General features: G+C 38.3%; 19 protein-coding genes. 8 read left to right on the top strand and 11 right to left on the bottom strand.

Features of this window, described 5'->3' with window-relative positions; translation table 11 throughout:
* Positions 1-310: 310 nt before the first annotated feature.
* From GTU69_RS09275 to GTU69_RS09260, 4 genes are all read left to right on the top strand, one after another.
* Positions 311-1,537, top strand: a complete 1,227-nt coding sequence (locus GTU69_RS09275; protein ID WP_166169972.1) for an efflux RND transporter periplasmic adaptor subunit — start codon at positions 311-313, stop codon at positions 1,535-1,537.
* Positions 1,534-2,757 (top strand): FtsX-like permease family protein, encoded by a 1,224-nt coding sequence (locus GTU69_RS09270; RefSeq protein ID WP_086196934.1) that lies wholly within the window; start codon positions 1,534-1,536, stop codon positions 2,755-2,757. Before GTU69_RS09275 ends, GTU69_RS09270 begins: the two co-directional genes overlap by 4 nt.
* Complete coding sequence (locus tag GTU69_RS09265) at positions 2,750-3,457, top strand: ABC transporter ATP-binding protein (RefSeq protein WP_166169970.1); 708 nt, start codon at positions 2,750-2,752, stop codon at positions 3,455-3,457. Before GTU69_RS09270 ends, GTU69_RS09265 begins: the two co-directional genes overlap by 8 nt.
* A gap of 496 nt (positions 3,458-3,953) precedes the next feature.
* Positions 3,954-4,112 carry a hypothetical protein gene (locus tag GTU69_RS09260; RefSeq protein WP_165493301.1) on the top strand — a complete coding sequence of 53 codons (159 nt, stop codon included), beginning with the start codon at positions 3,954-3,956 and terminating at the stop codon, positions 4,110-4,112.
* Between the two features lie 72 nt (positions 4,113-4,184).
* On the opposite strand, the gene GTU69_RS09255 is transcribed toward GTU69_RS09260, so the two are convergent.
* The gene (locus GTU69_RS09255; RefSeq protein WP_166169969.1) at positions 4,185-4,979 is read right to left on the bottom strand and encodes a hypothetical protein; all 795 of its coding nucleotides are present in this window, start codon (positions 4,977-4,979) and stop codon (positions 4,185-4,187) included.
* 216 nt (positions 4,980-5,195) lie between these two features.
* Here GTU69_RS09255 and GTU69_RS09250 point away from each other — a divergent pair, with 216 nt between their 5' ends.
* Both GTU69_RS09250 and GTU69_RS09245 read left to right on the top strand, forming a co-directional pair.
* Positions 5,196-6,611 carry a PLP-dependent aminotransferase family protein gene (locus GTU69_RS09250; protein WP_166169967.1) on the top strand — a complete coding sequence of 472 codons (1,416 nt, stop codon included), beginning with the start codon at positions 5,196-5,198 and terminating at the stop codon, positions 6,609-6,611.
* Between the two features lie 131 nt (positions 6,612-6,742).
* A complete protein-coding gene (locus GTU69_RS09245; protein WP_166169965.1) occupies positions 6,743-8,164 on the top strand; it encodes an amidase in 1,422 nt (473 codons plus the stop codon).
* A gap of 176 nt (positions 8,165-8,340) precedes the next feature.
* Here GTU69_RS09245 and GTU69_RS09240 read toward each other — a convergent pair whose 3' ends face one another.
* The 10 genes from GTU69_RS09240 to GTU69_RS09195 form a co-directional block, all read right to left on the bottom strand.
* A complete protein-coding gene (locus GTU69_RS09240; RefSeq protein WP_166169964.1) occupies positions 8,341-9,102 on the bottom strand; it encodes an OmpA family protein in 762 nt (253 codons plus the stop codon).
* A 112-nt stretch (positions 9,103-9,214) separates the two neighbouring features.
* Positions 9,215-13,039, bottom strand: coding sequence for a type VI secretion system membrane subunit TssM (tssM, locus tag GTU69_RS09235; RefSeq protein ID WP_166169962.1), 3,825 nt, complete (start codon positions 13,037-13,039; stop codon positions 9,215-9,217).
* 57 nt (positions 13,040-13,096) lie between these two features.
* A complete protein-coding gene (locus tag GTU69_RS09230) occupies positions 13,097-14,497 on the bottom strand; it encodes a hypothetical protein (RefSeq protein WP_166169961.1) in 1,401 nt (466 codons plus the stop codon).
* A complete protein-coding gene (tssG, locus tag GTU69_RS09225; protein ID WP_166169959.1) occupies positions 14,494-15,486 on the bottom strand; it encodes a type VI secretion system baseplate subunit TssG in 993 nt (330 codons plus the stop codon). Before tssG ends, GTU69_RS09230 begins: the two co-directional genes overlap by 4 nt.
* Positions 15,450-17,258: a type VI secretion system baseplate subunit TssF gene (gene tssF / locus GTU69_RS09220; RefSeq protein WP_166169957.1), complete on the bottom strand. Its 1,809-nt coding sequence runs from the start codon at positions 17,256-17,258 to the stop codon at positions 15,450-15,452. The genes tssG and tssF overlap by 37 nt, the downstream gene beginning before the upstream one ends.
* A gap of 11 nt (positions 17,259-17,269) precedes the next feature.
* A complete protein-coding gene (gene tssE, locus GTU69_RS09215) occupies positions 17,270-17,746 on the bottom strand; it encodes a type VI secretion system baseplate subunit TssE (RefSeq protein WP_166169955.1) in 477 nt (158 codons plus the stop codon).
* A 76-nt stretch (positions 17,747-17,822) separates the two neighbouring features.
* The gene (locus tag GTU69_RS09210) at positions 17,823-18,326 is read right to left on the bottom strand and encodes a type VI secretion system tube protein Hcp (RefSeq protein WP_166169953.1); all 504 of its coding nucleotides are present in this window, start codon (positions 18,324-18,326) and stop codon (positions 17,823-17,825) included.
* Positions 18,327-18,377: 51 nt separating this feature from the next.
* Complete coding sequence (tssC, locus tag GTU69_RS09205; protein WP_166169951.1) at positions 18,378-19,859, bottom strand: type VI secretion system contractile sheath large subunit; 1,482 nt, start codon at positions 19,857-19,859, stop codon at positions 18,378-18,380.
* Positions 19,852-20,355, bottom strand: a complete 504-nt coding sequence (tssB, locus tag GTU69_RS09200; RefSeq protein WP_166169949.1) for a type VI secretion system contractile sheath small subunit — start codon at positions 20,353-20,355, stop codon at positions 19,852-19,854. The genes tssC and tssB overlap by 8 nt, the downstream gene beginning before the upstream one ends.
* 15 nt (positions 20,356-20,370) lie before the next feature.
* On the bottom strand, positions 20,371-21,075 hold the full coding sequence (locus GTU69_RS09195; protein ID WP_166169947.1) for a hypothetical protein: 705 nt from the start codon (positions 21,073-21,075) through the stop codon (positions 20,371-20,373).
* A 389-nt stretch (positions 21,076-21,464) separates the two neighbouring features.
* Between GTU69_RS09195 and tssH the strand changes: the two genes are divergently transcribed.
* Entirely contained in the window at positions 21,465-24,128 is a 2,664-nt protein-coding gene (tssH, locus tag GTU69_RS09190; RefSeq protein ID WP_166169945.1) for a type VI secretion system ATPase TssH, read from the top strand.
* A 22-nt stretch (positions 24,129-24,150) separates the two neighbouring features.
* On the top strand, positions 24,151-25,251 hold the full coding sequence (gene tssA / locus GTU69_RS09185) for a type VI secretion system protein TssA (protein ID WP_166169943.1): 1,101 nt from the start codon (positions 24,151-24,153) through the stop codon (positions 25,249-25,251).
* The last annotated feature ends 22 nt before the right edge of the window (positions 25,252-25,273 follow it).

Below are 25,273 nucleotides of genomic sequence, written 5' to 3'. Positions count from 1 at the left end.
CAAAAGATTAATAGAGATATCTGGAATTTGGGCGACCCTTCCGTTTAAGTTAAACTGGTTTATGAATTTTAAAGTAGTAAAAATACGGAAATAGGTGTAAGCGGGGTTATTTTTCGTTTATCTTTATATGACTTATTTGAATCCTAGCCAATTCACAACCGGCCGATCACCACCAGAGTGTAATGGTTTAATTTCATGAGGCTTTTCAAAAAATCTTATTGTCAATAACAAGTTGAAGCATACAATTCTACAGAGCAACAGTACTTGCTGTTAGATGTACCAAGCTCTTAAGCTGAACTGGAGAGATTCATTGCGCGTTGTTCGCTATAAATTTGTGATTATCATCCTGCTGCTCATACTTGCAGCAAGCTATGCTCTATTTCGATGGTGGCAGGGACCTGTGTTACCAGGATATACCCTGACATACAGGCCTCTGGTGCAAAATGTGGTAGCTACTGGCCGTGTAGCGACCGTATCACGTGCTCAGGTGGGCAGCGAAATTACCGGTGTCGTTCTTGATCGGTTTGTACAGGAAGGTGATCAGGTGGTGCCGGGTGATTTACTGCTTGTCCTAAAATCGGATGAACTGCTTGCACAGGTACGACAAGCCGAAGTGGCTCTGACCGAACTCGCAACCAGCCGGCGTCCACAGGCAGTAGCAGAACTGGCCACCGCCAAAGCCCAGCTCGAACAGGCCAGTCGGGAAGCAGCACGCAGACGTAATCTAGAAGCTGGCATACTCTCAGCAGAAGAAATAGAACAGGCCGTGGAAGCGGAAAGAGTCGCCCGCAATAATTTTGAAACAGTACGTCTAAAAACAGTAGCATTGGCACCGGGTCAAGTCGAGGAAGCCAAGCTTCGTGAACAACTTGCTGCAGCCCAGGCTCAACTGGCCAAAACTAAAATTCGCTCTACAGTCACCGGTACGGTACTCACTCTGGATGTGGAACCGGGTGATCTGATCCAACCGGGTCAGACTTTATTTAGCATCGCATTGAAGGGCAATACAGAAATTCGGGTGCCTTTAGATGAGCGAAATTTACCGCAACTTGCTTTACAGCAAAAGGCAACGGTCATTTCCGATGCCTATCCGGATCAAGCTTTTCCGGCCCGGATCAATTTTATAGCGCCAAGCATTGACCCGCAGCGTGGTACGGTAGAGGTTCGCTTAGCCGTCGATCCGGTGCCTGATTTTCTGCGTCAGGATATGACGGTGTCGGTGAATATCGAGACCAACAGACGAGAACGGGCATTGGCTATTCCGAATGATGCTTTAAGCAGTATCAAAGGCGATAAGGCCAGTGTGCTATTGGTACGTGATGGAAAAATAAAACATCAGCAAGTCAGCTTAGGTTTACGTGGCCTAGCCATGTCAGAAGTGGTTTCAGGTTTAAGTGATGGTGATCAGGTGCTGGCCAATGCCGAAGCACCCTTAACAGAGGGTGCGAGGGTACGCTTAAAACAGCAAAAAACACCCTGGAATCATCAGGCTGATGATACAGATAGTAAAAATGAATTACCGGTGAAATTCGATTGAAAAACTTTTTCGGGCGGCTTTGGACAGAATGGACAATCGCAATCAGTTTTTTGCGTGAAGGCCGTGCACAATCCATCATGATTACTGTGGGTGTTGCAGTGGGTGTGGCTGTCATCATTTTTATCAGTGCTTTAATTCAAGGATTGCAGTCGAATATTGTCGAACGTACTTTGGGTACTCAGGCGCATATCCGTTTGCTTTCACCGGATGAGGTGAACCAAATTGTGCCGCCTGCTGCAGGGACGGTGCAATTATTGCAGGAAGACAAGCGTGCACAGCGCCTGCGCTCAATTAACAACTGGCAGCAGATTACTGAGACTTTAGATCAGTTACCGGTACTGACCGCCGTATCTCCAGTGGTATCCGGGCCGGCCTTTGTGCAACGTGGGGATGCCATTCAATCAGTTGCCTTGGTGGGTATTAATCTTGAACGTTATCAACAGATTATCCCACTGAAAGAATATCTGCTGAGTGGTCAGTTGCGCATCGGTGCAGACGATGTAATGATTGGCAGTCAGCTCGCCAAAGATCTGGGTGTACAGGTGGGAAGCAAGTTACGGCTGGATACGGGGCGGGAGAACAGTGCATTGGTCAATGTGGCAGGGATCTTTGAACTTGGGGTACGCGAACTGGATGCGCGATATGTGTATCTGGACTTGAAACAGGCACAGTCTTTACTCAGTTTACCTGGTGGAGTTACAGTGATTGACCTGACCATTTCAGATATTTTTGAGGCAGACAATATTGCTGCACAGATAGGACGCTTGACCTCATTAAAAGCCGAGAGCTGGATTAAAACCAATGCTCAGCTCATGAATGCGATTACAGCTCAGAGCCTGTCAACCAATATGATTATTATCTTTGTGGCAATTTCCGTGGCATTTGGAATAGCCAGCGTCATGTCGGTCAGCGTGGTGCAGCGTACCCGGGAAATCGGTATTTTACGCGCGACTGGCGCGACCCAATTGCAAATTTTACGAATTTTCCTGTTTCAGGGCGCAATATTTGGCCTGCTGGGTTCAGTTTTAGGCAGTGCGGTCAGTTATGGTCTGGTGTGGATATTCAACACCTTTGGCCCGGGTCTGTTTTACATTCCTCTTTCGATCAATCTGGTAATACTGGCCTTGTTACTGGCTACGCTGACTGGCGTACTGGCTGCTGCGATACCATCGCGCCGGGCAGCAGCATTGGACCCTGTGGAGGCGATTCGTCATGTCTGATCAGTCTCAGGAAGTACTGCGTCTAGAAGCGCTGCATAAATCTTATAATATCGGGCAGCCCAATGAAGTTGAAGTATTGCATGGAATCGATTTGCGTATCGCACGCAATGATTTTGCTGCTCTGATTGGTCCATCCGGTTCCGGTAAAAGTACCTTATTGAATATTTTAGGTTTGCTGGATAAACCCAGCAGTGGTGAGCTGTATTTGCTGGGTCAGCCAACCAGTCGCATGGATGATGCCGGACGTACTGCGCTACGCGGCAACAGTATCGGTTTCGTGTTTCAGTTTCATCATCTTATTCAGGCTTTTACTGCCTTAAACAATGTACTTATGCCGTTAATGCTGACACATGGCAAGCCGGACAAACAGGCACTGGAGCGAGCGCGTGAACTGCTTGCTGCAGTCGGTCTGGAACAGTTTGCGGATCGTAAACCGAATGAACTTTCGGGAGGACAGCAACAGCGGGTGGCGATTGCTCGGGCACTGATTACGGAACCAGCATTATTGTTGGCCGATGAACCGACAGGGAATCTGGATACCCATACGGCTGCAGAAATGTTCGAACTGTTCCGTAAAGTGCATCGCGAACGCGATTGTGCGGTATTGCTGGTAACGCATGATCCACGTCTGTCAGCAACCTGTGATCGCACCATTAATCTGGTCGATGGCCGTATTCAAAGTGATTCAGCAAATCATTAAAATCAGATTATCTGCCTTAAAATTTTACTCTTGATCTTAGCCATCCAGTGAACAGCGATAAGGGACTTATTCCTATATCGCTATTGGCTAGGTGCTGAAAATCGATAAAGCAGGTTTTTTATTTTAGTGCGGAGGATTAGTCTATATCTAGATTAAAGTATTGATACTGGTCATTTAGAATATATCTAATCAGGAATCGGATTTCAGTAGTGAAGTTGCGCCAACGGCTAAGTTATGTAGGGCGCAATCTTAGATATCTTATTTAACATAATATACATTATACGAAATAATGTTGTAAGCTAAAATAGAAATGTCCGGTTTCTCCAAAGTAAAAATGTCCGCTTTTAGAATACGCACCTTTACGATTATCGAAGCAGACTGTTTGATATTCCGGTATCTATAACTGTTATATAAATATTTCACTTTTTTGTATCTATAGATACGCTGTTACATCGTCAATAATCAATCTAACAGATAGATAAATTGAGATAGCCTGATGAACAATCAAGAACCAAAAAAGCAGCAAAAATACGCTGACAGTGAAATTTCAGATAAGGCTTTCAAGCGAGCCATTATTTGGTTTGGAATTTACGCTTTATTGTTCTGTATTGGGGTCGCATTTGTGGTTGGCGCAGATAACTCATATCTTCCCTAATTTCTACATAACTAATACATAAGTAAAGCTATGGTCAAGCAGCATGTTTTATTAAGTATGCTGCTTTTTAGTTCAATGATATTGAATTTTAGTTTGCATATATTCACCATAAACTGAAAGTTTTTCAAAAATATGTTCTGAATAAAACATATCATCTACCAGTAATTGTGCTTGATCAAAGCTATATAAATCTAATATTTTCAGTAATTTGGCATTAATTTTAGAAAGCTTTGTACAAAGATGAATATAGTCATCATTTTTATTCTTAAATAATAACTGTAACATATTGATTTTATTTATGTCTAAGTATTCAGATTGTTGTTCCAGCGAGATAACCTGAATTTTCACATGCAAAGAATGAGCAATAAGATCAATTAGTTCCAGATTAATATCTAAACGTGTAATACAAATTATTCTAGATACTTTTGAGTTACATAAACTATTGATTAAATTTAAATAAAATGAATCTTTCTGGCTCATTTCATCATCATTTAATTGTATAGATAGTCCCAGACTATCCAATAATTCATCAAAATTAAAACTAAGGTTGCTCTGGTTTGCCTGATAATAGCGCGATAAAATGCTCAAACTTTGTTCATTTTTAACTGTATGATAAATCACCTTCTGATTCAGATTCGACAATATAAATGGTGAGAATAAATAGGCTAAATCTTCAATATGCTCTGTAATAGGATCTTGCAGGATCACAATCTGCCCTGCTTTCTCTATCTCTCTGAGCTTTTTTGCTCTCAATACTGTGGCTTCAACATTCAAATATTTTTGCTTAAGTAATCTTTTAACCTGCGGAGAAATTTCGTATCCTGACAGCAACTGATGGATCAAATTAAGTTGCGATATTTCAAACATTTGTCACTCCATTTCAACATTTTATCTACCTTCATCACACGTTTGCATGAAGTATTCGCCAGTATCGCAAATTCTTTTAAACTTAATAGATACAACATCAATTATAAAATTTATAACAGATCAGTATTTTTTAAAAATCTGTTATAAAAATACTTTAATATTAATTAAATATTGCTATATTTATATACAGTCACTTTTCATCAGTTATCTTTTAATATGTATAAGTCAGAACAGCTTGCTCATCAATTAAGACAATTGATAGAAAGTGGCTCACTGAAAGCCCATGAAAAACTCCCTTCTTTACGTGAACAAGTGCAGCTTTCCGGTTTTAGCCTGATTACCGTGATGAATGCTTATCAAGAGCTTGAATCTAGAGGTTTAATTTACGCGAAAGAAAAATCTGGCTACTACATTGCAAATACATATGCAGACCATGAACACAATGCACCTTTAATTGTTTCTCTCAATTCAAATATTGAGATCAATTCATTAATTTTTAAATATCTCAAATCCATTCAAGGCGAACACATCGTTCCATTTGGTTCGGCATTTCCAGACAGTGATTTGGTCTATTCCAAAAAACTAACGCAAATTATGGGGCAAATCGCACGTAATAAAAAAAGTTATGATGCCATTGATAGTTTGCCCCCAGGAAATTTTTCATTACGCAAACTGATTGCCCAACGCTATTGTATGCAAGGCATACCCACTGATCCAGATGACATTGTCATTACATCTGGTGCTTTGGATGCACTAAACCTGGCCTTACAAGCGATTGCCAAACCTGGTGACTATATTATCCTGCAGCAAAATATTTTTTATGGTGCCTGGCAAGCGGCTGAACGATTAGGCCTAAAAGTGGTCACTATTCCTGAACATCCAAAACATGGATTTGACCTGGAAGCTTTTGAACATATCTTAAAAACCTATCCGATCAAACTCTGCTGGTTCATGCTAAATAGCCATAATCCGGTAGGTTTTACCGTTTCAGAGGATATAAAGTTTCAAATTTCAAAATTATTACATCAATATCAAGTTCATATGATTGAAGATGATGTGTATGAGGAAATGTATTTTGGCCATAAAAAGCCGTTACCCATGACTTATTATGATCAAAATAATTTAGTTCTGCACTGCTCTTCTTTTTCGAAAACCCTGGGGGCGACGTTTCGGGTGGGTTGGGTACATGCCGGGAAATACTCACAGCATATTCAGCATCTGCAATTAATGAGCACGATTTCAGTCAATTCCTTACTGCAAAGCGCTTTAGTAGAATTTTTATCCAATTTTCATTATGAAAAACATCTGCGCAATTTACGTAAAAATTTACAGCATAATAAATTGTTATTTTATAGATATTTAGAGTTGAATTTACCAGCCAGATGTAAAGTTGAATATCATCCAAGTGGTTATTTTTTATGGCTTAAACTGCCTAAAAATGTAGATAGCATGTGCATTTATGAAACCCTCATCCAGCAGCAAATTGGCATTGCACCTGGTCAACTTTTTAACATCACCGCACAAAAACAGCATTATTTAAGAATTAATTGTTCATTTTCATGGTCTGATTCAATTCAACATTCATTGGACAAGGTTATTTCTACGCTGCAAAGCGTTATCGTGGATGATTAGTTTAAATTGACAGCGAATATTGTCATTATGCTGTAAAATGATTCATTGATCAGTAGTCTGCGCTTATGCTGATTAAAATTAGACCAAATGAAAAACAAAAATATTGGGAAATATGGGGCTATAATAATGATATGGAATCACAAAATTCTAAACGTATTCATGCATTTGATAATGATGTAATGAGCGATCTAGATGCCGTGGGTATCGCACAATTAATTCGTGATAAACAGGCTTCTGTACAGGAAGTCACCGCAGCGGCAATTGCACGTGCACAACGTGTTAATCCGCATCTCAATGCGATTCAGCTTGAATGTTTTGAGCGTGCTTTAGCAAAGCCACGTTTCAGACAGACAGGAATTTTTGCAGGTGTCCCCTTCTTTTTTAAAGACAATACCGATTATCAGGGCCTTACAACCAGTCATGGTTCTAAAGCAGTAAATGGCAATACTGTATTAATTAACCCCAAGATCAGTCAACAATTTTTAGACCAGGGATTTGTCGTTTTAGGCAAAACGACCATGCCAGAATTTGGTTTAAATGCCACCACAGAGTTTAAAGATGGCAGTGCGACTTTCAATCCATGGCATACGGACTATTCTTGCGGTGCATCTTCCGGTGGTTCTGCTGCAATGGTGGCCTCAGGTGTAGTGCCTATTGCGCATGCTAATGATGGTGGCGGTTCAATTCGCATCCCCGCTGCCTGTTGTGGTTTGATTGGTCTTAAACCCAGTCGCGGTCGTACTTTTGATAGTGATGCAGCACGTTCTTTACCCATCAATATCATTAGTGAAGGTGTAGTTACCCGTAGTGTCCGTGATACGGCTTATTTTTATGCCGGTATGGAGCAAAGATTTTATAATAAAAAACTGCCTAAAATTGGTCTAATCGAACAGCCGATCCAGCGCCGTTTACGCATTGGTCTGGTTACTCAATCCATCACAGGCCAAATTGATCAGGAAACATCATCCACCCTAAACCAGACTGCGAAATTACTTGCAGATTTGGGTCATCATGTTGAAGAGTTTAAGTTGCCTATCTCGATTAGCTTTGTTGACGATTTTAGTGAATATTGGGGCTTTTTATCCTTTATGCTGCAAACTTTTGGCAAAAAGGCGTTTGGGGCTGGGTTTAATGTCAAACAGCTGGATAATTTAACGGTAGGACTTGCCGGACTCTATAAGAAGAATTTTTACAAAACGCCGCTATTTTTGTATCGTTTAAAAAGAATGCAACAACAGTATCAAGACATTTTTAGCCAGTATGACGTTCTGCTTTCTCCCGTATTAGCGCATACGACGCCACAAATTGGTTACCTATCGCCTCGGCTTCCCTTTGATCAATTATTTGATCGGATTCAAAATTACGTTACTTTTACTCCAATTCAAAATGTGGTGGGTGCTCCTGGCATGTCGATCCCAATGGGACAAACGCAAGTGGATGGCTTACCGATTAGCATGCAACTTTCTGCCAATATTGGGGATGAAAAAACTTTAATTGAATTGGCCTATGAAATTGAACAGGCAAAACCCTGGCATAGAATTCAGGATGCTTGATCATAAAAGGAATAAGGAAGTGAACAGCTTCCTTATTTCATAGAATATTAAATATAAATATTTATTAAAGTCTTCCATAATTGTTGAAACTCTCTTTATTTTTCTCATGTGCTTGATTTTAAAACACTGCTTAAAACCAAGCTTAGAGATAAATACAAAGGACTTATGGGAAACAGCTATTGAACCTCAAACTCAATACGACGGTTTTTCCGACGTCCCTCTGCAGTGATATTGTCAGCAACAGGTTGATTTGAACCAAAACCTTCTGTGGTTAAATTTTCAGCTGCAATATTTTTCCCAATTAAATAGTTTTTAACTGCTGCTGCACGCCGTTGGCTTAGAATCAGGTTTTTATTTGTATCACCAGAGCTATCCGTATGACCAATCACCTTTACTTTCTTGCCATCCACTTTCTTTAATGCTAATGACATTTCATCTAAAATTTTTGTACCTGATGCAGTTAGCACGGCACTTCCAGATTCAAATTCAATAATACGGTGTTTTAATGCAGCATCAATCATTTGCTGTTCAGCTTGGTTGACTGATAATCGTGTAGTTAAGTGATAAGGAGCAGATACAAGACTTTGAAATTTTGTAGTCGTCAGCTGAATGTCATTAGGATTACTCATTTTCCCGGATAAATCCATTTGCGTACCGCGTACACTCAGTTTGCCCTGTTTAACTTTCTTTAAATCATCTGTAATGACATGAGCAATCGTATTACTCCAGCCATTAGGCGCAGTAACAGCACGAACTTGAATCTTATCTACAATATTTTCTTGCCCATACGTAAGGTACATTTTAGTTAAAATTACCTGTTTACTTGCTTCATTGGGTACAGCTCCCTCAATGACAACCGTTTCCGCATGCGCCACTACAGATAAACTTAAAATTAAAAAAAAGCGCTGAGAAATATTTTTAATATATTTTTTTTTCATAATATTCTATTCACTAAAAAAGGTTTGTCTAAACAGGTCCATGCCTTGGCTAAGACTTAAATAAATGGGCTTATAAAGCCTGTTCTAGAGCAGCAATCCTGCATTTTGTTCATTATGGTGTAGCTCCAGCACTCTTCATACTTGCCAAGGTAGCAGTTGTATTTGTTTTAACCACAGTTACAGGTACTGGAGCTGTCTGTGCTGAAACAACACGAACCGATTTATCATTTACGATCTGATCAACCAGTTGCATGCCGGCATAACCTCGACTTGAGCCAATCTGTCCTGAATTACCACTAATCAAACGGAAATTTACTTTCACAGCTAAACTAGGGTTTTGCTGGTCTTTCCAGATCATCTCAAAACTATTGCCACGTTGAGTCCGCTGTGCATGATCAATGAGGCGATTAATACCATACTCACCAGGTTCATCAAAAATGGTATAAGTTTGTCCTTGTAAATCCACCACTGTAATACGTGCGCCAGGCATAGATCCTTGATTTGGCCAGACAAAATTCACCCATTGTTGAATGCCATTTTCGTAAACCATTCTTTGACCATCAATATCAATGGTATAAGAAAGCAGTTGTGGATTTTCTAATGGATAAAACTGGAAATTTGATTGATTGACTGCAGCTGTTACCGTTGTTTGATTCAATTCACCCGTGGCCATGCCATTATTAGGAGCAACATAACTTTGGAAATTCATCACAAATTGTGGATTTAGACTAATCCCCAAATCTTTCCAGGTTTTAGACGTTAATAGATAACCACGACGAATGATCAGTGGATCGAGATTCTCTTTGACAAAACGTGCAATACTGCCGTTTTCACCTAAAATCTGACTGATTTCCTGACGAGTTGCTTGTAAGCTCGCAGAAGGATTAAATGGATATTTTTGACTTAAGTTAGCGGTAAACGGTTGATTGGCTTGTATCATCCATAATTTATTCATTTCATGTTGAGCAGGAATCAATAAACAATCAAAAGATTGAGTTAATGGGCTCATCAATAATTTTTGTAAAACCTGCTGATCCGGCTCATTCAAGCCAACAGTCATTTTTTCATCAATCATTTTTTGACTCTGATTAAAAACAGAGTTCTGATTATTAATTGTTTGCTTGACTAAAATGATGGCTGCGGGACCAATCTCCCCTGCACTTTTAAGATCATTGAACTTGCTCCTCACCTGCGCCAATGATTGCATGTATTCATCTAATAAAGATTTATTTTGTTGATCATCACGTTTACGAACCAGTTGATAGAACATTCGGAATTCTTTTGCAATGACGCCCTGGACTTGGTTTGATGCCTGTTGTGCAACTTTAGGTTCATCCCGGGTTAAAATTTTCGATTTAAACCAAGCCATGAAACCGGTTTTCGGTGTAGCCAGCTCTGCCTGAACCATTGGATTATCCCAGCTAGTTTCTTTAGTTACTCGCTCAATAATGGTACGTATAGGTGAATTTTCTGGCTCACCCAAGATTTCCATATTTTTTGTTTGCTGGTTAAAATTATGGGCTTTTGCATAGTAAATGCCATTTAAAAATTTGCGCCATTCAGCGATATATTGCTGTTTATATAATGTAGTTAACTGCTTACGAATCTGGTCTGGGCTACCGCTAAAGGTGAGATCATCCGATTGAGTACTATTTAACACCCAATCCTTGCTATCGGTTGGACGGTTCGCAGCATCATCGATGGCTTTTTCTACATATTCATTCCAGGCTTTATAAGTAAACATGCCCGGTAAGGCATAACTTCCCAGTACGGTATTTTGGTTATTTTCCCCAACGAGCTGTTTTATCGTTACAGCAGGATAACGCACTGCACCACGCATTTTAATTTCGTTATATACGCGATCCCGTGCAGGCATTCCGCGAATGACAGCCAGCAAAACCTGACGGGTCTGGTCAACCAGCAAAGAATCAGCTTCAAGCATAGGAAATTTCTGATCATTTGCCAGTGTAATGCTATAGGATAATATTTGCTCGGCTTTCTGGATCATTTCACCGCGTGGCATTTTCCCCTGGTTTGAGTCCAACCAGGGACGCCAGAAACGTGTCAGCTGATCACCTAAATGGCTTGAATCCATATATTGAGGATTACTCAGCATCAAGTAAGCCTTTAAAGCGTTATAAGCATCTTGCGGATTGGTTTCGGAAGGGTCTAGATATTGCTGAGTTTTCACTCCTTGTTTTATTTCTACATTGACATGATTGGCTTTTAAAGTAGCTTCATTACTTTTTATACGCCGTAAATACTGCGCAATATTCTGCTGGGTTGGCTGCAAAAGCAGTTGTTTAATTCCCGCTAAATATTCGCCTTGTAATTTTTCTCGCAATGTATTGCCTTGATACAGTCCAAAACCAAACTGAATAGGTTGATTTTCTTCAAATTGATCAAGCTGTTGCATACGCTCCTGTAAAATCAGTAAAGCATTCAGCTGTGTAGAGAGTTGTTGGCCTGATTGCTTTTGCAACTGTAAGACCTTGTCTAAATCGGCCTGAACATCGGCGATCAGCTGTTGATTATTTCGATATGACCAGATCCACAAGCTTAATATTATAGAAATCCCCAGCAAGGCCGCAATAAAAGCAAAGTAGCGTTGTTTCTTGCGTTTAGGATTAATATGCTGTTTAACCAGATGCTGGTCTTTCAGAATCACATCTGAAAATAGACCTTTCAAAAAGTAACCATGATGCTGTGAAACTGAATGACCCGGTACAGGATTTTCACTATTTAAGCTTGGTGATAATTGAAAATTCTGGACCATTTGCTGGGTCATTGGACTTTCAATAACACCCTGTTGTAAGGCACTGGTAAAATAAAAGCCACGAAATACAGGTTTAAACTGGTAGGGATTATCTTCAAACAAAGTCCCTATAAAAGTTTTAAGTACCGGTTTTAAGCTTTTAAACTCTAAAGGAAATGTCATTACACTGGGAGAAATATTCTGGCTATGACGTCGGCTAAGATGTGTGGTACTTAACCCTTTTAAACCTTCATATAAAACAGCATAATGCTGTTCAAAAAGTGCCATTACATTCTGCATGGAATCTGGCTCATATTTTAAGGTCGCACCCCATACCTGATCAAATTCATCAACATCATAACATTCAAAAAATTCGCTAAATCCTGCAATCAAATCCATTTTGGAAAACACAACATAAATGGGGGCAAATATTTCTAAACGTTCCGTAATCTCTTGAACGCGTGCTCTTAAATTTTTAGCCAGTTTTATGGATTGTTCAGGACTTTGGCTGATCAGTTCTGCAATGCTGACTACCACAATTAAACCATTAACAGGTGCCTGACTACGGCTTTTCTTTAATAAATTTAAAAAGCCTAACCATTCAGCTTGATCTTCGGCATAAACTGAATAACGCCCGGCAGTATCCAGCAATACCCCTTTGGTAGAGAAAAACCAGTCACAGTTTCTTGTCCCGCTCAGGCCAGAAGAAACACTTTTTTGATGGGAATTTTCAAACGGAAATTTGAGACCCGAATGAAAAATAGCTGAACTTTTACCTGCAGCAGGATTCCCAATCACCATATACCAAGGTAATCCATATAAAGCTGCGTTGCCTTTTTGATTCCCCAACTTTGATTTGCGAATCATCTGGATCGATTCTTTCATTTGCTGGCTAATCAACTGTAAGTCTTGCATATTTTTCTGCTTGTCATATTCTACTTGTGTATTATTTTCAATTGCTTCTGCAAGCACAGCACCCTGTTGAATATGGCGTTTTTTTTGCACCAGTCTATAAATGCCATAGCCGATAATGATTAAAATATAAGCTGCAAACAATGCCCAAAAAATATTTCGCGGAATAGTATGATAAGAAGACAACAATGCCACTAATACAGATAGTGCAATAATGGCTTTGGGATGGGTCACATACTGCCAGAGATAAGCTAAAACGGTATAAAACATGTGATTCTCGTTATTTTATTTATCTTTAAATGATTTGTTATTTGAATTAATTTAATTCTACATCGATTTAAAAAAAGCATGGGTTAAGGCTTGGTCAGTGCTGTATATCATGCTAGTCATATCCTTTGACAAATGCGTACCCAACATAAAACCAAAAATTTTTGCGAGTTGTTGTGTATGACCAAAAATCGGGTGTGTATATATAAAATGGTAAGGTTCAATTAAAGTGGGTAAAAATATCTGATTATTTTTCTTAATTTTTTTTATATCTGTTGCATCATCTAAAATCAGTACAAAAGGTTGTTCTTGCTGGGTCTGATCAGCGTGATCAGGCATCACCTGATTAAGGCAAGTCAATAAATTACCTACATTATTGGCAACCTTAAGCGTCTTGATTGCATCTAGATTATTGATCTTCACATCTTCAGCGGCCACACACCAACTGGATGCAAATTCTGCTGGCAAATAATCATCCATCCCCCACATTTTTTCATCCAAAAATGTCTGGTCAATTTCAGAGTCCACATTCATTATTAATGAAAATTCCTGACTTTGTTTTGATATTTGATCCAATAAATTCAGCCAGTCTGCATAAGCACTTTGCTGGGCAATATAATGATGTTTCAGATGTATTTGCTGTGAGATCGTTCCCAAGGATTGCATAAAATTAGACAGCATTTCCCGGCTTGAATATTCATCCCAGACATGTAACAAGTTGTCTGATAATAAGATATGAATATTGAGTCGATTTAGACGTGGTACCGGCTTTATTGAGATGCACTGTTCGTCTGCATCACGGCTTGAAGTATCGGTCTTTCTCCATCCAGGATGCATCCGGTATTGATATGCCAATTCGCTATCATAAAATAATGCAGACTGCTTTAAATGCTCAGCCACTTGCATTAAGATTTCAGTATGTTGTTCTAATTGTTGTTGAATTAAAGCTTTTATACGTGCCAAGCACCCCACTTTATCTTCTTCATTTTGCTCATTCTCTTCCAGCTCTAAAATATGATCGAGCATTTGAATCCTGTAGGATAAAACAGCTAAGCCATAACTATTTTCCAAATGAGGATCTAATTCCGGCGATTTAAACTTTTTTAGACCATCAATTATTGTTGTATTTTCACCCCATGCATGGCACACAGAAGATGAAAAAATATTTAAATTGAAGCATTGGATCTCTTCAACTTTTAGCTCATGCTCAGTCTGTGCTTTATTTGATTGCTGTTCTAATAAGGCGTGATGCTGCTGTCGACATCTTATATATGATTGATAGGCCTGATAAATAAAATATGGTGCAAGCAGAATGATAGATAAAACTACAGGCCATATAAGAAAATATGATACTAAATCTAAACTTGAAGGTTCATATTGAATATCACGCCAATAATAAATAATGATCACACCCAACAATAGAAAAATACTACTGAACGTTCCCAGCACCAGCTTATTCATAGAAGCTCCCCAAATAATGCATAACATGTCTCCAAATTAGCTTCTCTATTTTGAGTCATTAAAAAAGCGTTTTGTGCCAAGCCCTGCTCGGATTTTGTATTCAGGCAAAGTGGCTGTATTTCTTCTTTTTTTAATATTAAGCGCACATCTACCAGTGTTGTGGGACTACACCAAGTTGAAATTATTTTCTTTAATTTTTCACTCATTTGTTGCTTGGGTAAAAAACTCAGATAATCCGTTCTAGATAATGGGCCAATCTGAATCTCTACTTTTCCATCAATTTGTCGAATGCTCTCACCACAGAATGTATTTCTACCGAGTAAATTGGCATTCCCCCCTAAAGTTGTTCGTTGTACATCTTCTAATTTGAATTTTTCTTCTACCCACTGTTTTATTTTAAATTCAGTTTTGAAAATACAGTTCAGCATGGTTTTTAAAGCATATGCAGTATTATTTTGCCCCTGCATTAAACCTGAAAATTCAGCAAAATAATCATCTAACTCAGTCTGATCCTGTTGTAGTCTGACATACCCATTCAAGGCATGAAGGATATCCAGATAATCATTTTCCTTTTCAATTTCATAACGTATGGGTAAATAATAAGCCAAACTCGCATCGACATATTGTGTTGTTAATTTATGATTAAATAGACTCAGAAAACCAAGGATTTCTTGTCGTTGCTGATGACGACTTTGCTTAACTTTATGGGTATAACTATAGGGCAAAGCACCTTGTATACCGGTGATTCCCATCATGAGATTAGTGATCTGTATATCCTTGTTTTCAAAAGTTAAGGATTCTATCTCAGTCACTGGAAAATTAAGATTTAAAGAACTGTGAAATTTAAAATCATTCGCCCAATACTGTGTTGTAGATGAATGTGGCCTATGGCGCAGCAAACGTATCGCCTGAATAAACTCATAAGCTGTAGGGGTGGTAAAGAGATCATCTATTACAGAAGTTTCTTGCCACCAACGTTCTGCACGCATTGGTATAACTCCTGTTGAGTATTTGAATCACTGACCACAAGATCAACATAACTATTCATTTGAACTTTTAAATTAAAAATATGACTTAAAAGTTGGCTGAAAATATACAGACTATGGCCTTTAAAAATTTGTGAATCTATGGCTAAACTCACTTTAATACCCCGGACAAATAAGGGAAAAGGTTGTGCTTCAACCAGTTTTTGTGTCAAAGAGAAATCAATCTTTTTGATGGCGTCAATAACAAGCTGGTTTTCTTTTAATTTAGGCAAGTTATAAAGCACTAAAAGCTCTTTAATATGGCTAACGGCATCTCCTTTCATCAGAGATAAGGTATTTAAGGATAAATGAGAAATAACGCGCCATTGTTCATTTTTATTTTGCTCAAAGTAATATGGCTTGGACGGTCGCTTTAACATCATCGCACGCCGTGCAAGGTGGCTCTCATTTAAATTCAGAACATTATTGGCCTGACTTAAAGCTTCATGCGGCAAATCCTGATTACAACAGAGCAATTGTGTACTGATAAAATCAGACTTGGTACTTTGGGGTGATAAATGTTTAGAAACAATGGAATAATGGGTTTCAACCCCATTATTCTGCAATTGTGTATGATTCAGACTATAAAAATATTGCTCATTATGCTGATGATAATGACTCATGGCAAAAAATGGTAGAATGGGAACCCTAATCTGATCCTGATTACTTTTTTCCCGAATCATGTTCATCTCAACTATTGAATAAATCTGATAAAATTCGGGATGATGTGCATCAGTGAGCAATGGGTATTCTAATTGTTTATGATTGATTTTCTGTGGTTCAGCCTGCTTATAAAATAGGTTCACTACAGGCGTTGAAAATAGCTTAAAGTTTGCAACATTCAGCTCAGTATAGTTTCGGATACAGGCCTGATCATTTAAATTAATTTTTAAATGAATCAATATTTCAAATGCTGTCTCTTCTTCTGTTAAATGTTTCAAGAAATTTAAATTAAGATTGAGATAATTAAATTTTTCAGGAAAACAAAAGTATTCCATCAGTAAACGATAAGCATGATGGGTATGTTGATCAATCGGTAATAAACTTTCAGATTCAGCAAAGCCCATGACTGCAAATGGATGAGCAATTTCAATAACGCGATTGCCAATTCTTAATGAAAATCCTGTGCTGGCATGGAATATGCTATCCAGGACCTGCAAGGGAAAATTTGCAATCGCATCTAAGTAAATCGGTAAATTTTCATTAATTAAAAGTTGTCTGCTTCCTTGATAAATTTCAAAGCCTAAATTAAGCGTCGCATTCTGATTTAAATACATATGTGTACGAGGATGGGTTTTAAAATTCAGACTTTTTAAAGCGATCGGTAATAATCGTACAGGCTGGGTCGTGCTAAATTCACACTGTACGCCTTTAAAATTACGTGACTTTAAGGAAGTTGCTTTAGGAATTTCATGTACCTCCGTCAACTGTTTTATCTTATTTATATCTTCAAAACTGACCACTGAACATGCTGGAAATGGCTTAAGATATTGAGGAAACATGACTTCAAATAATGAACGGGTAAAAACCTCATAACTGTCTGCTAGTTTTTTATCAATACGTGCAGCTATGAGTGAAAAAGCCTGAACCAGACGTTCAATATGCGGATCGTCAATTTGTTCTTGATTGAGCGATAGACGTTGAGCAATTTTCGGATATTTCTGTGCAAATTCACGCGATTGTTGTCCAAATTCTTGTAATTGCTTTTCATAATAAGGTAAGAGTTCTTCAATCACGGCAAACCTACTTAAGATCTTGCTGAAATAACATATTGTTGTGTTGTGGGCTTCAATAAAACATCCAGAATGACCGGCTCAAATAAAGGCTGAATGTTTAAATAAGCTTGAATACTTAAAGATAATCCTCCCATGTTATGACCATCAAATAACATGGTGACCTTAACCTGTTTTAATCTCGGTTCATGCGCAGCAATCGATTGCTCGATAGATTGACAAATTTTATCCCGGTCTATGGGATTGGCTGTTGATAGCCCCACAAAGTCAATAATCCCAAATTGCAGAACGGACTGTTTTGCTAAAGGAAAGTCATCAATTACGCCATCCAATAGTGACATGCGGCTATTCAGTAAATCCTCTAGATCCAAGGCTACAGATTCTCGTAATTTTTGAAGCGAAATCCCATGGTCATTCTTTTCAGTTTCAGCTAATAGTCGGTCGAATAAAGTGGTTTTAAAGCCGTAGGGATATAATTGGTCTAAATTCATGTTCTTATTATTTAATTATAAATTAAAAATCATTTATAGCGACCAACGGTAGTTGGCCACTATTTGGGTTAGTACATTATGCAGCGTAAGAAGCTGTATTATTAGAAAGAGACCATTTCTTGGTCACCGCACCTTTTTGTGTACCGTTAATATCCTGCTGATTATAAGTCCACTCTACTGCAGCATATTTCAAACCAAAAGATTCAGTCGGAACCCCTTCTTCATTGACGTTTGGGGTAACGCTTGAAACAAGCACGTCCTTTAATTTAATTTGAAGATATTTAATCCGTTTATCACCATTGGCACGATAAAAATCGATTTGAACTTCGTCAAAGGTATATCCAGCTGAACATGCTTCCCAAAGTTTTGGACTGGTTGCATCTAAATCTTTCATAAATAGCATATCTGAATGTTCAACCCTTTCGGCAGTATGGCCCCCTACACTTGAAGATGTCGCTGATTTGGGTTGACGAATATTGTGTGCCCAAGAATTTACTTCTAGCCAATCTTTGTGCTCGGAGTCACGAGATTCACCATCAACTTTATATTTACCTCGAAATTGTACGTATATATCTTTCATTTTTTTAATTTTCCTGTTTTATTTTTAAATTATTATAAAATTGCGCTCTGATTAGTTAGAGGACTGAGATAACTCAGTAACAAGTCGCAAAGAAACTGACAACTCATCCAATTGAAAATGTGGTCGTAAAAAGACCACAGACTTGTAGTGTCCAGGTTGAGCTGGGTTCTCTACAACTTTTACTGAAGCTTCGCGAAGCGGATACTGTGCTTTTGCCTCTTGCGATGCACCATCATCCAACAAAACGTATTGCGATAGCCATTCATTTAAAAATGCTTCAACATTACCAGCAGATGCAAAACTACCCACTTTGTCGCGCATCATAGCCTTTAGATAATGCGCAATACGTGAAACGGCCATAATGTATTGAATCTGACTCGATAAAGCAGAATTGGCATTTGCACTATCACTCTCATATTTTTTCGGTTTTTGAGTCGATTGCGCACCAAAAAAAACAGCATAGTCGGTATTTTTGCAATGTACCAAAGGGATAAATCCTAAATCACTGAGTTCTTTTTCACGACGGTCAGTAATAGCAATCTCAGTGGGACATTTGAATACTACTTCACCATCATTAGTCTTGAACGTATGCACTGGCAAACCTTCAACCAGACCACCACCTTCCACGCCACGAATGGCTGCGCACCAACCATGCATATCAAAAGCATTGGTTAAGCGTGTCGCAAATGCATAAGCTGCATTCATCCATAAATATTCAGCATGGTTTTGACCAGTCACTTCTTCTATAAAGTTAAAGCCTTGTGTCACAGTTCCATCTTTGGGATGATATGGCAGACGCCCTAATACGCGAGGCATAGTCAATGCCACATAACGGGCATCATCACTTTCGCGGAATGAACGCCACTGAACATATTCAGCAGTTTCAAAAATTTTAGAAACATCACGTGGGCGATCAATATCGGTAAATGACACTAGGCCTAATATATTGGCACTTGCTGCTGAGATAAAGGGTGCATGTGCTGCTGCAGCGACATGGGAAATCTGCTCCAGCAAATACATATCAGATGGAGTACGATCAAATTCAAAATCACCCACTAATGTGGCATAAGGTGCACCGCCAAACGAACCATATTCTTCTTCATAGATTTTTTTAAACAGCATACTCTGATCAAAATCAGTTGCTCCCTGAAAGTCTTTAATCAGTTCTTTTTTGCTGGTGTTGAGCATACGAATTTTAATTAAAGAATGCGATGGTGTTTCCTGACAGAAATAGTATAAGCCACGCCAGGTTGATTCAATTTTCTGAAATTGTTCATGATGCATAATTTTGCTTAACTGGCTGGAAATTAAGGCATCAATTTCTGCAATTCGCTTATCAATAGACAAAGTCATATTTTCGGAAACCGTTATGGTTCCAGCCATCACTTCTTTAGCCAATTCAGCTATCAGGCTTTTGGCCCGATGATGTTCTTCCTCATTACGTGCGATGCGACTTTGCTCAACAATCGAATCCAGCAAAGTAAATTCTTGAATATCTGTAGCTGTTGCAGTGGCAGTATGAAAATTATTCATGTTCTGCCTCCACGCTTAACTTGCGAACTTGATCTGTATTTTGCAGAATTTCATCCAACAAATCTTCAAGACGTTCATTATTTGAAATTTTGTTACGCAAATCAGTTAGGCGTTCTCGTGCCTCCACCAATTGACGTAATGGATCGACTTGTTGTACGACATTCTCTGGACGGAAATCTGCCATTGAATTAAAAGTTAAATCCACGGATATGTGGCCTCCTTCTTCGGTTAAGGTGTTCTCAACCTGAAAAGCTGCACGAGGTGCCAGTGATTGTATGACCTCATCAATATTATCCAAATCAACATTGATAAATTTTTTATCCTTTAATTTAGTTTTTTCTAATTCCGAGGCAGACGAAAAGTCACCTAAAACCCCAATCACAAAAGGCAGCTCTTTTATTTCCTTACCATTTCCGACTTCTACATCATAAGTGAGCTGTACACGTGGTGGACGGATACGTTGTAATTTCTTTTGTACACTTTCACGTTTAGCCATGAAGACTGTCCTATTTTAGTTCTTATTAAATGAAGCAAATGGGCTTGAACCCGAAGTTATAGAATTGTTACTTTGCGGTTTTTTTGCCGCTGTCGTATCTCGTGCAGATGTTTTAATTGCTCTGCTCTGTAAATTGACACTTTGGGGATGGCTTACAGAGTTGGCTTTTTCAACGGTACGATTTGATAAAGTACTGCTTTTCAGCCGTTGTTTTAGTCTGACCGTGCTTGCAGTAACGACTTTAGCATTAGAGGTATCAGGTTCAGGTAAGGAAATTTGAATATGATCAGACAATTTTTTTGCTGCAGGATAAGTATTTTCTGCATTCAGATAACGCATTTCATTATTACGCATATACTGTAAATTATTCTCGCTAATCCCTATCCCTGCAAGAAAAGCAACATCGGTCAGCTCTCTGCACTGAACATTCTGTTTACGCAACTCCTCGACCCATTGCAATGCTTTCAGATTTTTCCCGATGGCCTGAAATCTTTGAGCAGCTTGAATAGATAAATCATTTTTCAATTCAATATTTTTCTTATTTTTTCTATCACATATCTGACGATAGATATTTAATAATTCAGAATCGATTTCATCACGAACTAAAGGATAATTCTTAACGCATCCTCTTTTGAGTTCAATAGATTTTTCACTCGCGGAGGTTAAAGGAGTGATAGATAGTCCTATTACTAAGGATAAAAAAAATTTATATTTATTCAAAAGATGCCTCTAATTTTATAGCTTTAAATTTAATTATTAGTATAGGTTTAAGAACATTAAATGATTTTTATAATCTTTAATTTATTATTATGATTCTTAATCAATGCGCAGATTTAACAAAAAACAACTAGCTTAAGTCAACAGTTAATTAAGTAAAAACCACACTTTTTATTGTTTTTTTATGTAAAAGATACAAAAAATCATCATATATTTTTTTGATTTTTAGAAAAAATGTGTATTATGTGCAGATTATTTTTAGAAAAAATAAATGTAATTCATTGTTTTAAATAAATAAATTTAAAAAACAATCAAACTAGAAATAAAACCAGAATCATTCAGTAAATAAACAGAATAAAAACTGATGTTCTTTTAATGATATTGAGTATGTTATGAATAATTTAAAAATTCTGATTACAAAATTATCTTCTTGTGCTCGTCTGGCACTAGAGAAATCAGCCAACACCTGTATAGCCCAACGCAATTACGAAATAGAAATTGAACACATATTTTTAGAAATTCTATACAATCAAGAAAATAATGATATCCAATTGCTATTAGAAAATTACAAAATATCACGTCTTGAGTTAATGGATGATTTAAAGAAAAGTATTGCACAATTGCCTAAAGGCAATACACGGACTCCAATTTTTGCAAAATCCATCATACGTCTATTAGAACAAGCCTGGTTATTAGCCTCAGCAGAACAAAAAACTTTGATTCGAACCAGTCATCTTCTGGTCGCATTATTAACTGCACCAGATCTTTATCAAATAGCGATCCGAGCTTCTAGCCTATTTGAATTGTTACCAATAGACCATATGAAACATAACTTTTTAAATGAATGTACACAAAGTATCGAGCAACAATACGAACAGAATGCAGCCCATCCAGATAGGATACTAACCCCACAATTATCCAAACAGATATTGCAAACACCTGCTTTAGATCGGTACACCATTGATTTAACCGAAAAAGCTCAAAAGGGAGAAATTGATCCAGTGATTGGTCGGGAACTCGAAATTCGCCTGATGCTGGATATTTTAATGCGCCGTCGTCAAAATAATCCTATTTTGACGGGTGATCCAGGGGTCGGTAAAACAGCTGTAGTGGAAGGCCTGGCTGTTAAAATTGCTAACAATCAAGTTCCCGAAGCTTTAAAAAATGTTCATTTACATATGCTTGATATAGGGCTTTTACAGGCAGGTGCCAGTGTCAAAGGTGAATTTGAAAATCGTCTAAAACAGGTCATTCAGGAAGTTCAAAGTTCTAGTCACCCCATTATCTTATTTATTGATGAAGCTCATAGCTTAATTGGTGCAGGTGGTCAGGCGGGACAAAACGATGCGGCCAATCTGCTTAAACCAGCGCTTGCACGTGGTGAATTACGCACCATTGCAGCGACAACTTGGGCCGAGTATAAACAGTTTTTCGAAAAAGATGCGGCTCTGAGTCGCCGCTTTCAAGTGGTAAAAGTAGAAGAACCAACAGAAGCAGTGGCTATTGATATGCTGCGCGCCATGATTCCTGTCATGACTCATCATTTTAGTGTAAACATTGAAGATGAAGCGATTGTTGCAGCAGTCCATAGCTCTCATCGATATATCAGTGGGCGTCAGCTTCCAGATAAAGCCATCAGTGTACTGGATACGGCAGCAGCCCGAGTAGCTTTAACGCAAAATGCACAACCGGTGAAATTGGATCAATTACAGGCACAATGGCATAACCTGAATCTGGAACAGGATATTCTAGAAAAAGAACAACAAAATATGCCTATTCACCATGAACGCATCATGGCGCTAAAAGCTAAAATTGCTGAGTTAGCCAAGAAAATCAGTGATACACAAGCTCAGTGGCAAAAAGAGCTACAATTGGTCAACAGGATTAAAGAACTGGAACAACATGCTATAGGTCAGTCAAATCCAGATATTGCTCAATGTCGTGAAGCTCTTGCTCAGCTTCAGGGCACCACTCCGCTGGTTTTTGAACGCGTAAATGCGCAGATGATTCATGAAATTATTTCTGACTGGACCGGGATTCCTGTAGGAAAAATGGCCAATGATGAAATTAAACAGATTTTGAATTTAAAAGATAAGCTGTCAATACGAGTTATTGGACAGGAGAATGCCTTAAATCAGCTAGTTCAGGGCATAAAAACCTCTAAAGCAAAACTAGAAGATCCACATAAACCCCAAGGCATATTTTTATTGGTGGGTCCAAGTGGTGTAGGTAAAACAGAAACAGCTTTAGCACTTGCTCATGAGTTATATGGTGGCGAATCTCATCTGATTAGCATCAACATGTCTGAATACCAGGAAGCACATACGGTTTCTACACTAAAAGGAGCTCCTCCCGGCTATGTTGGATATGGTCAAGGGGGTATTTTAACTGAAGCGGTACGCCGTAATCCCTATAGTGTGGTCTTGTTGGATGAAATTGAAAAGGCCCATAGCGATGTCCAGGAATTATTTTACCAGGTCTTTGACAAGGGCATGATTGAAGATAGCGAAGGGCGTTTAATTGATTTTAAAAATACCATCATCCTGCTGACCTCCAATGTCGGTTCCAGTGTCATTATGCAAGCCTGCTTGAACTCAGTAGTTGAGGAATGGCCAACAGCAGAACAATTAATAGAACACTTAAAGCCAAGTTTATATCAACAGTTTAAACCGGCATTTTTAGGTCGTATGCGTGTTGTGCCTTATTTCCCTTTACATGATGAATTACTGCTCAGCATTATCAAACATAAACTGGGCAAAATTACTGCACGTTTAGAACAACAATACATCACCAAACTTAGCTATAGTGAAAACTTGATTGAATTACTGCTCAGCCGTTGTACTGAAGTTGATAGTGGTGCACGTAATGTTGATAACATCCTCAATTCATTCGTATTACCTGCTTTAGCCACACAAATTTTACTCGGATTGGCGGAACAAAAAATGCCACAACATATCTTTATCGATGTTCAAGACAATGAAATATTGTATCAAGTTAATCCGGTAGTTAAATCCATAAAAAAACCGAGAAAAAAGCTCCGTATCACTGAAGCATAATTAAAAAAACAGAAGGCAGAACATGAGTTTAGAACTGGAAAGATTATTAAAAGCAATTTCAGATGAAGCCCCTTGCGGGATGGATTGTTCTTTTTCCAATGAGTTCCATGCCATTAAAAAAGCACGAACTCAGGATAATTTACTTTTAGAACAAGGTGATTGGATTACAGAACCGAAACTGGCCGATTGGAGTTTTGTAAAGGATAAATCCATTGAACTTTTGACTGAAAAAACCAAAGATATTCGTTTATATACCTGGTTAGTTGAAGCCTGGTCCAATCTGTACGGTTTTGATGGAGTAGCCAAAGGTTTAGAATTAACCCAACGTAGCTTAAGCGATTTCTGGATACTCCTATATCCAAAAATTGAAGAGGATGATTTGGATCAACGTATGGGATTGTTGCAAGGACTGATTAATCAACTGCCAATGTTGATTAAGAATATTCCCTTGGTAAATATTTCGCCTTTTTATTCTTTAATTGACTATGATGGATTATTACATCAACAAAATCTACACCGCAAACATAGTGAAGAAAATAGTACCAGTCATGTCAATATAGCTCTAGAGCAATTTGAACAGGCATTATTGAATACGTCAAAATCTTTCCAATATCAAAATTATCAGGCTTTTTTGGAAATTTTGAATCAGTGGAATATTTTAAAAAATGTAATAGATGGCCTCATGGGTGTAGATGCTCCATGTTTTGCAGCTATCGATTCTCAGCTGGAATCGATTCATGGCAGCCTGAAAAAAATCTACAAAACTGATGCATTTGGTTCAGTATGCATGACAGATCCATACAGCCCTATCACTGACCTGACCGATTCAGCTAAAACCGTAAACCAAGCTGTTGACCCATCGACAGCGATAACCAGTGCACAAAAATTTCAGCTACACGCACAAAATCATTTAGCAAATCGTGAACAAGCCATGCAGCTTTTACAAGATATTGCTGATTACTTCCAGGTCAATGAACCGCATAGCCCTGTCAGCTACTTACTACAAAAAACAATTAAATGGAGCAAGATGCCTCTACATGAATGGCTAAACCATGTGATTAAAAATGAGAACCCTTTAGAAACAGTACATGAACTTTTGGGTGTACAAAAACAATCCTTATAACACGACTCATAATACGAATAAC

The organism is Acinetobacter sp. SA01, assembly GCF_011319235.1.
Lineage (GTDB): Bacteria > Pseudomonadota > Gammaproteobacteria > Pseudomonadales > Moraxellaceae > Acinetobacter.
Note: the sequence above shows the minus strand (reverse complement) of the source record. Positions and strands in the feature narration are given on the sequence as shown.

Bases quoted from the DNA above. Each gene is read 5' to 3' on its own strand.
- tssA (WP_166169943.1), top strand. From the start codon at position 24,151: ATGAGTTTAGAACTGGAAAGATTATTAAAAGCAATTTCAGATGAAGCC.
- tssB (WP_166169949.1), bottom strand. From the start codon at position 20,355: ATGGCTAAACGTGAAAGTGTACAAAAGAAATTACAACGTATCCGTCCA.
- GTU69_RS09245 (WP_166169965.1), top strand. From the start codon at position 6,743: ATGGAATCACAAAATTCTAAACGTATTCATGCATTTGATAATGATGTA.
- tssM (WP_166169962.1), bottom strand. From the start codon at position 13,039: ATGTTTTATACCGTTTTAGCTTATCTCTGGCAGTATGTGACCCATCCC.
- GTU69_RS09265 (WP_166169970.1), top strand. From the start codon at position 2,750: ATGTCTGATCAGTCTCAGGAAGTACTGCGTCTAGAAGCGCTGCATAAA.
- GTU69_RS09260 (WP_165493301.1), top strand. From the start codon at position 3,954: ATGAACAATCAAGAACCAAAAAAGCAGCAAAAATACGCTGACAGTGAA.
- GTU69_RS09250 (WP_166169967.1), top strand. From the start codon at position 5,196: ATGTATAAGTCAGAACAGCTTGCTCATCAATTAAGACAATTGATAGAA.
- tssH (WP_166169945.1), top strand. From the start codon at position 21,465: ATGAATAATTTAAAAATTCTGATTACAAAATTATCTTCTTGTGCTCGT.
- GTU69_RS09255 (WP_166169969.1), bottom strand. From the start codon at position 4,979: ATGTTTGAAATATCGCAACTTAATTTGATCCATCAGTTGCTGTCAGGA.
- GTU69_RS09210 (WP_166169953.1), bottom strand. From the start codon at position 18,326: ATGAAAGATATATACGTACAATTTCGAGGTAAATATAAAGTTGATGGT.
- GTU69_RS09240 (WP_166169964.1), bottom strand. From the start codon at position 9,102: ATGAAAAAAAAATATATTAAAAATATTTCTCAGCGCTTTTTTTTAATT.
- tssC (WP_166169951.1), bottom strand. From the start codon at position 19,859: ATGAATAATTTTCATACTGCCACTGCAACAGCTACAGATATTCAAGAA.
- GTU69_RS09230 (WP_166169961.1), bottom strand. From the start codon at position 14,497: ATGAATAAGCTGGTGCTGGGAACGTTCAGTAGTATTTTTCTATTGTTG.
- tssE (WP_166169955.1), bottom strand. From the start codon at position 17,746: ATGAATTTAGACCAATTATATCCCTACGGCTTTAAAACCACTTTATTC.
- tssG (WP_166169959.1), bottom strand. From the start codon at position 15,486: ATGCGTGCAGAACGTTGGTGGCAAGAAACTTCTGTAATAGATGATCTC.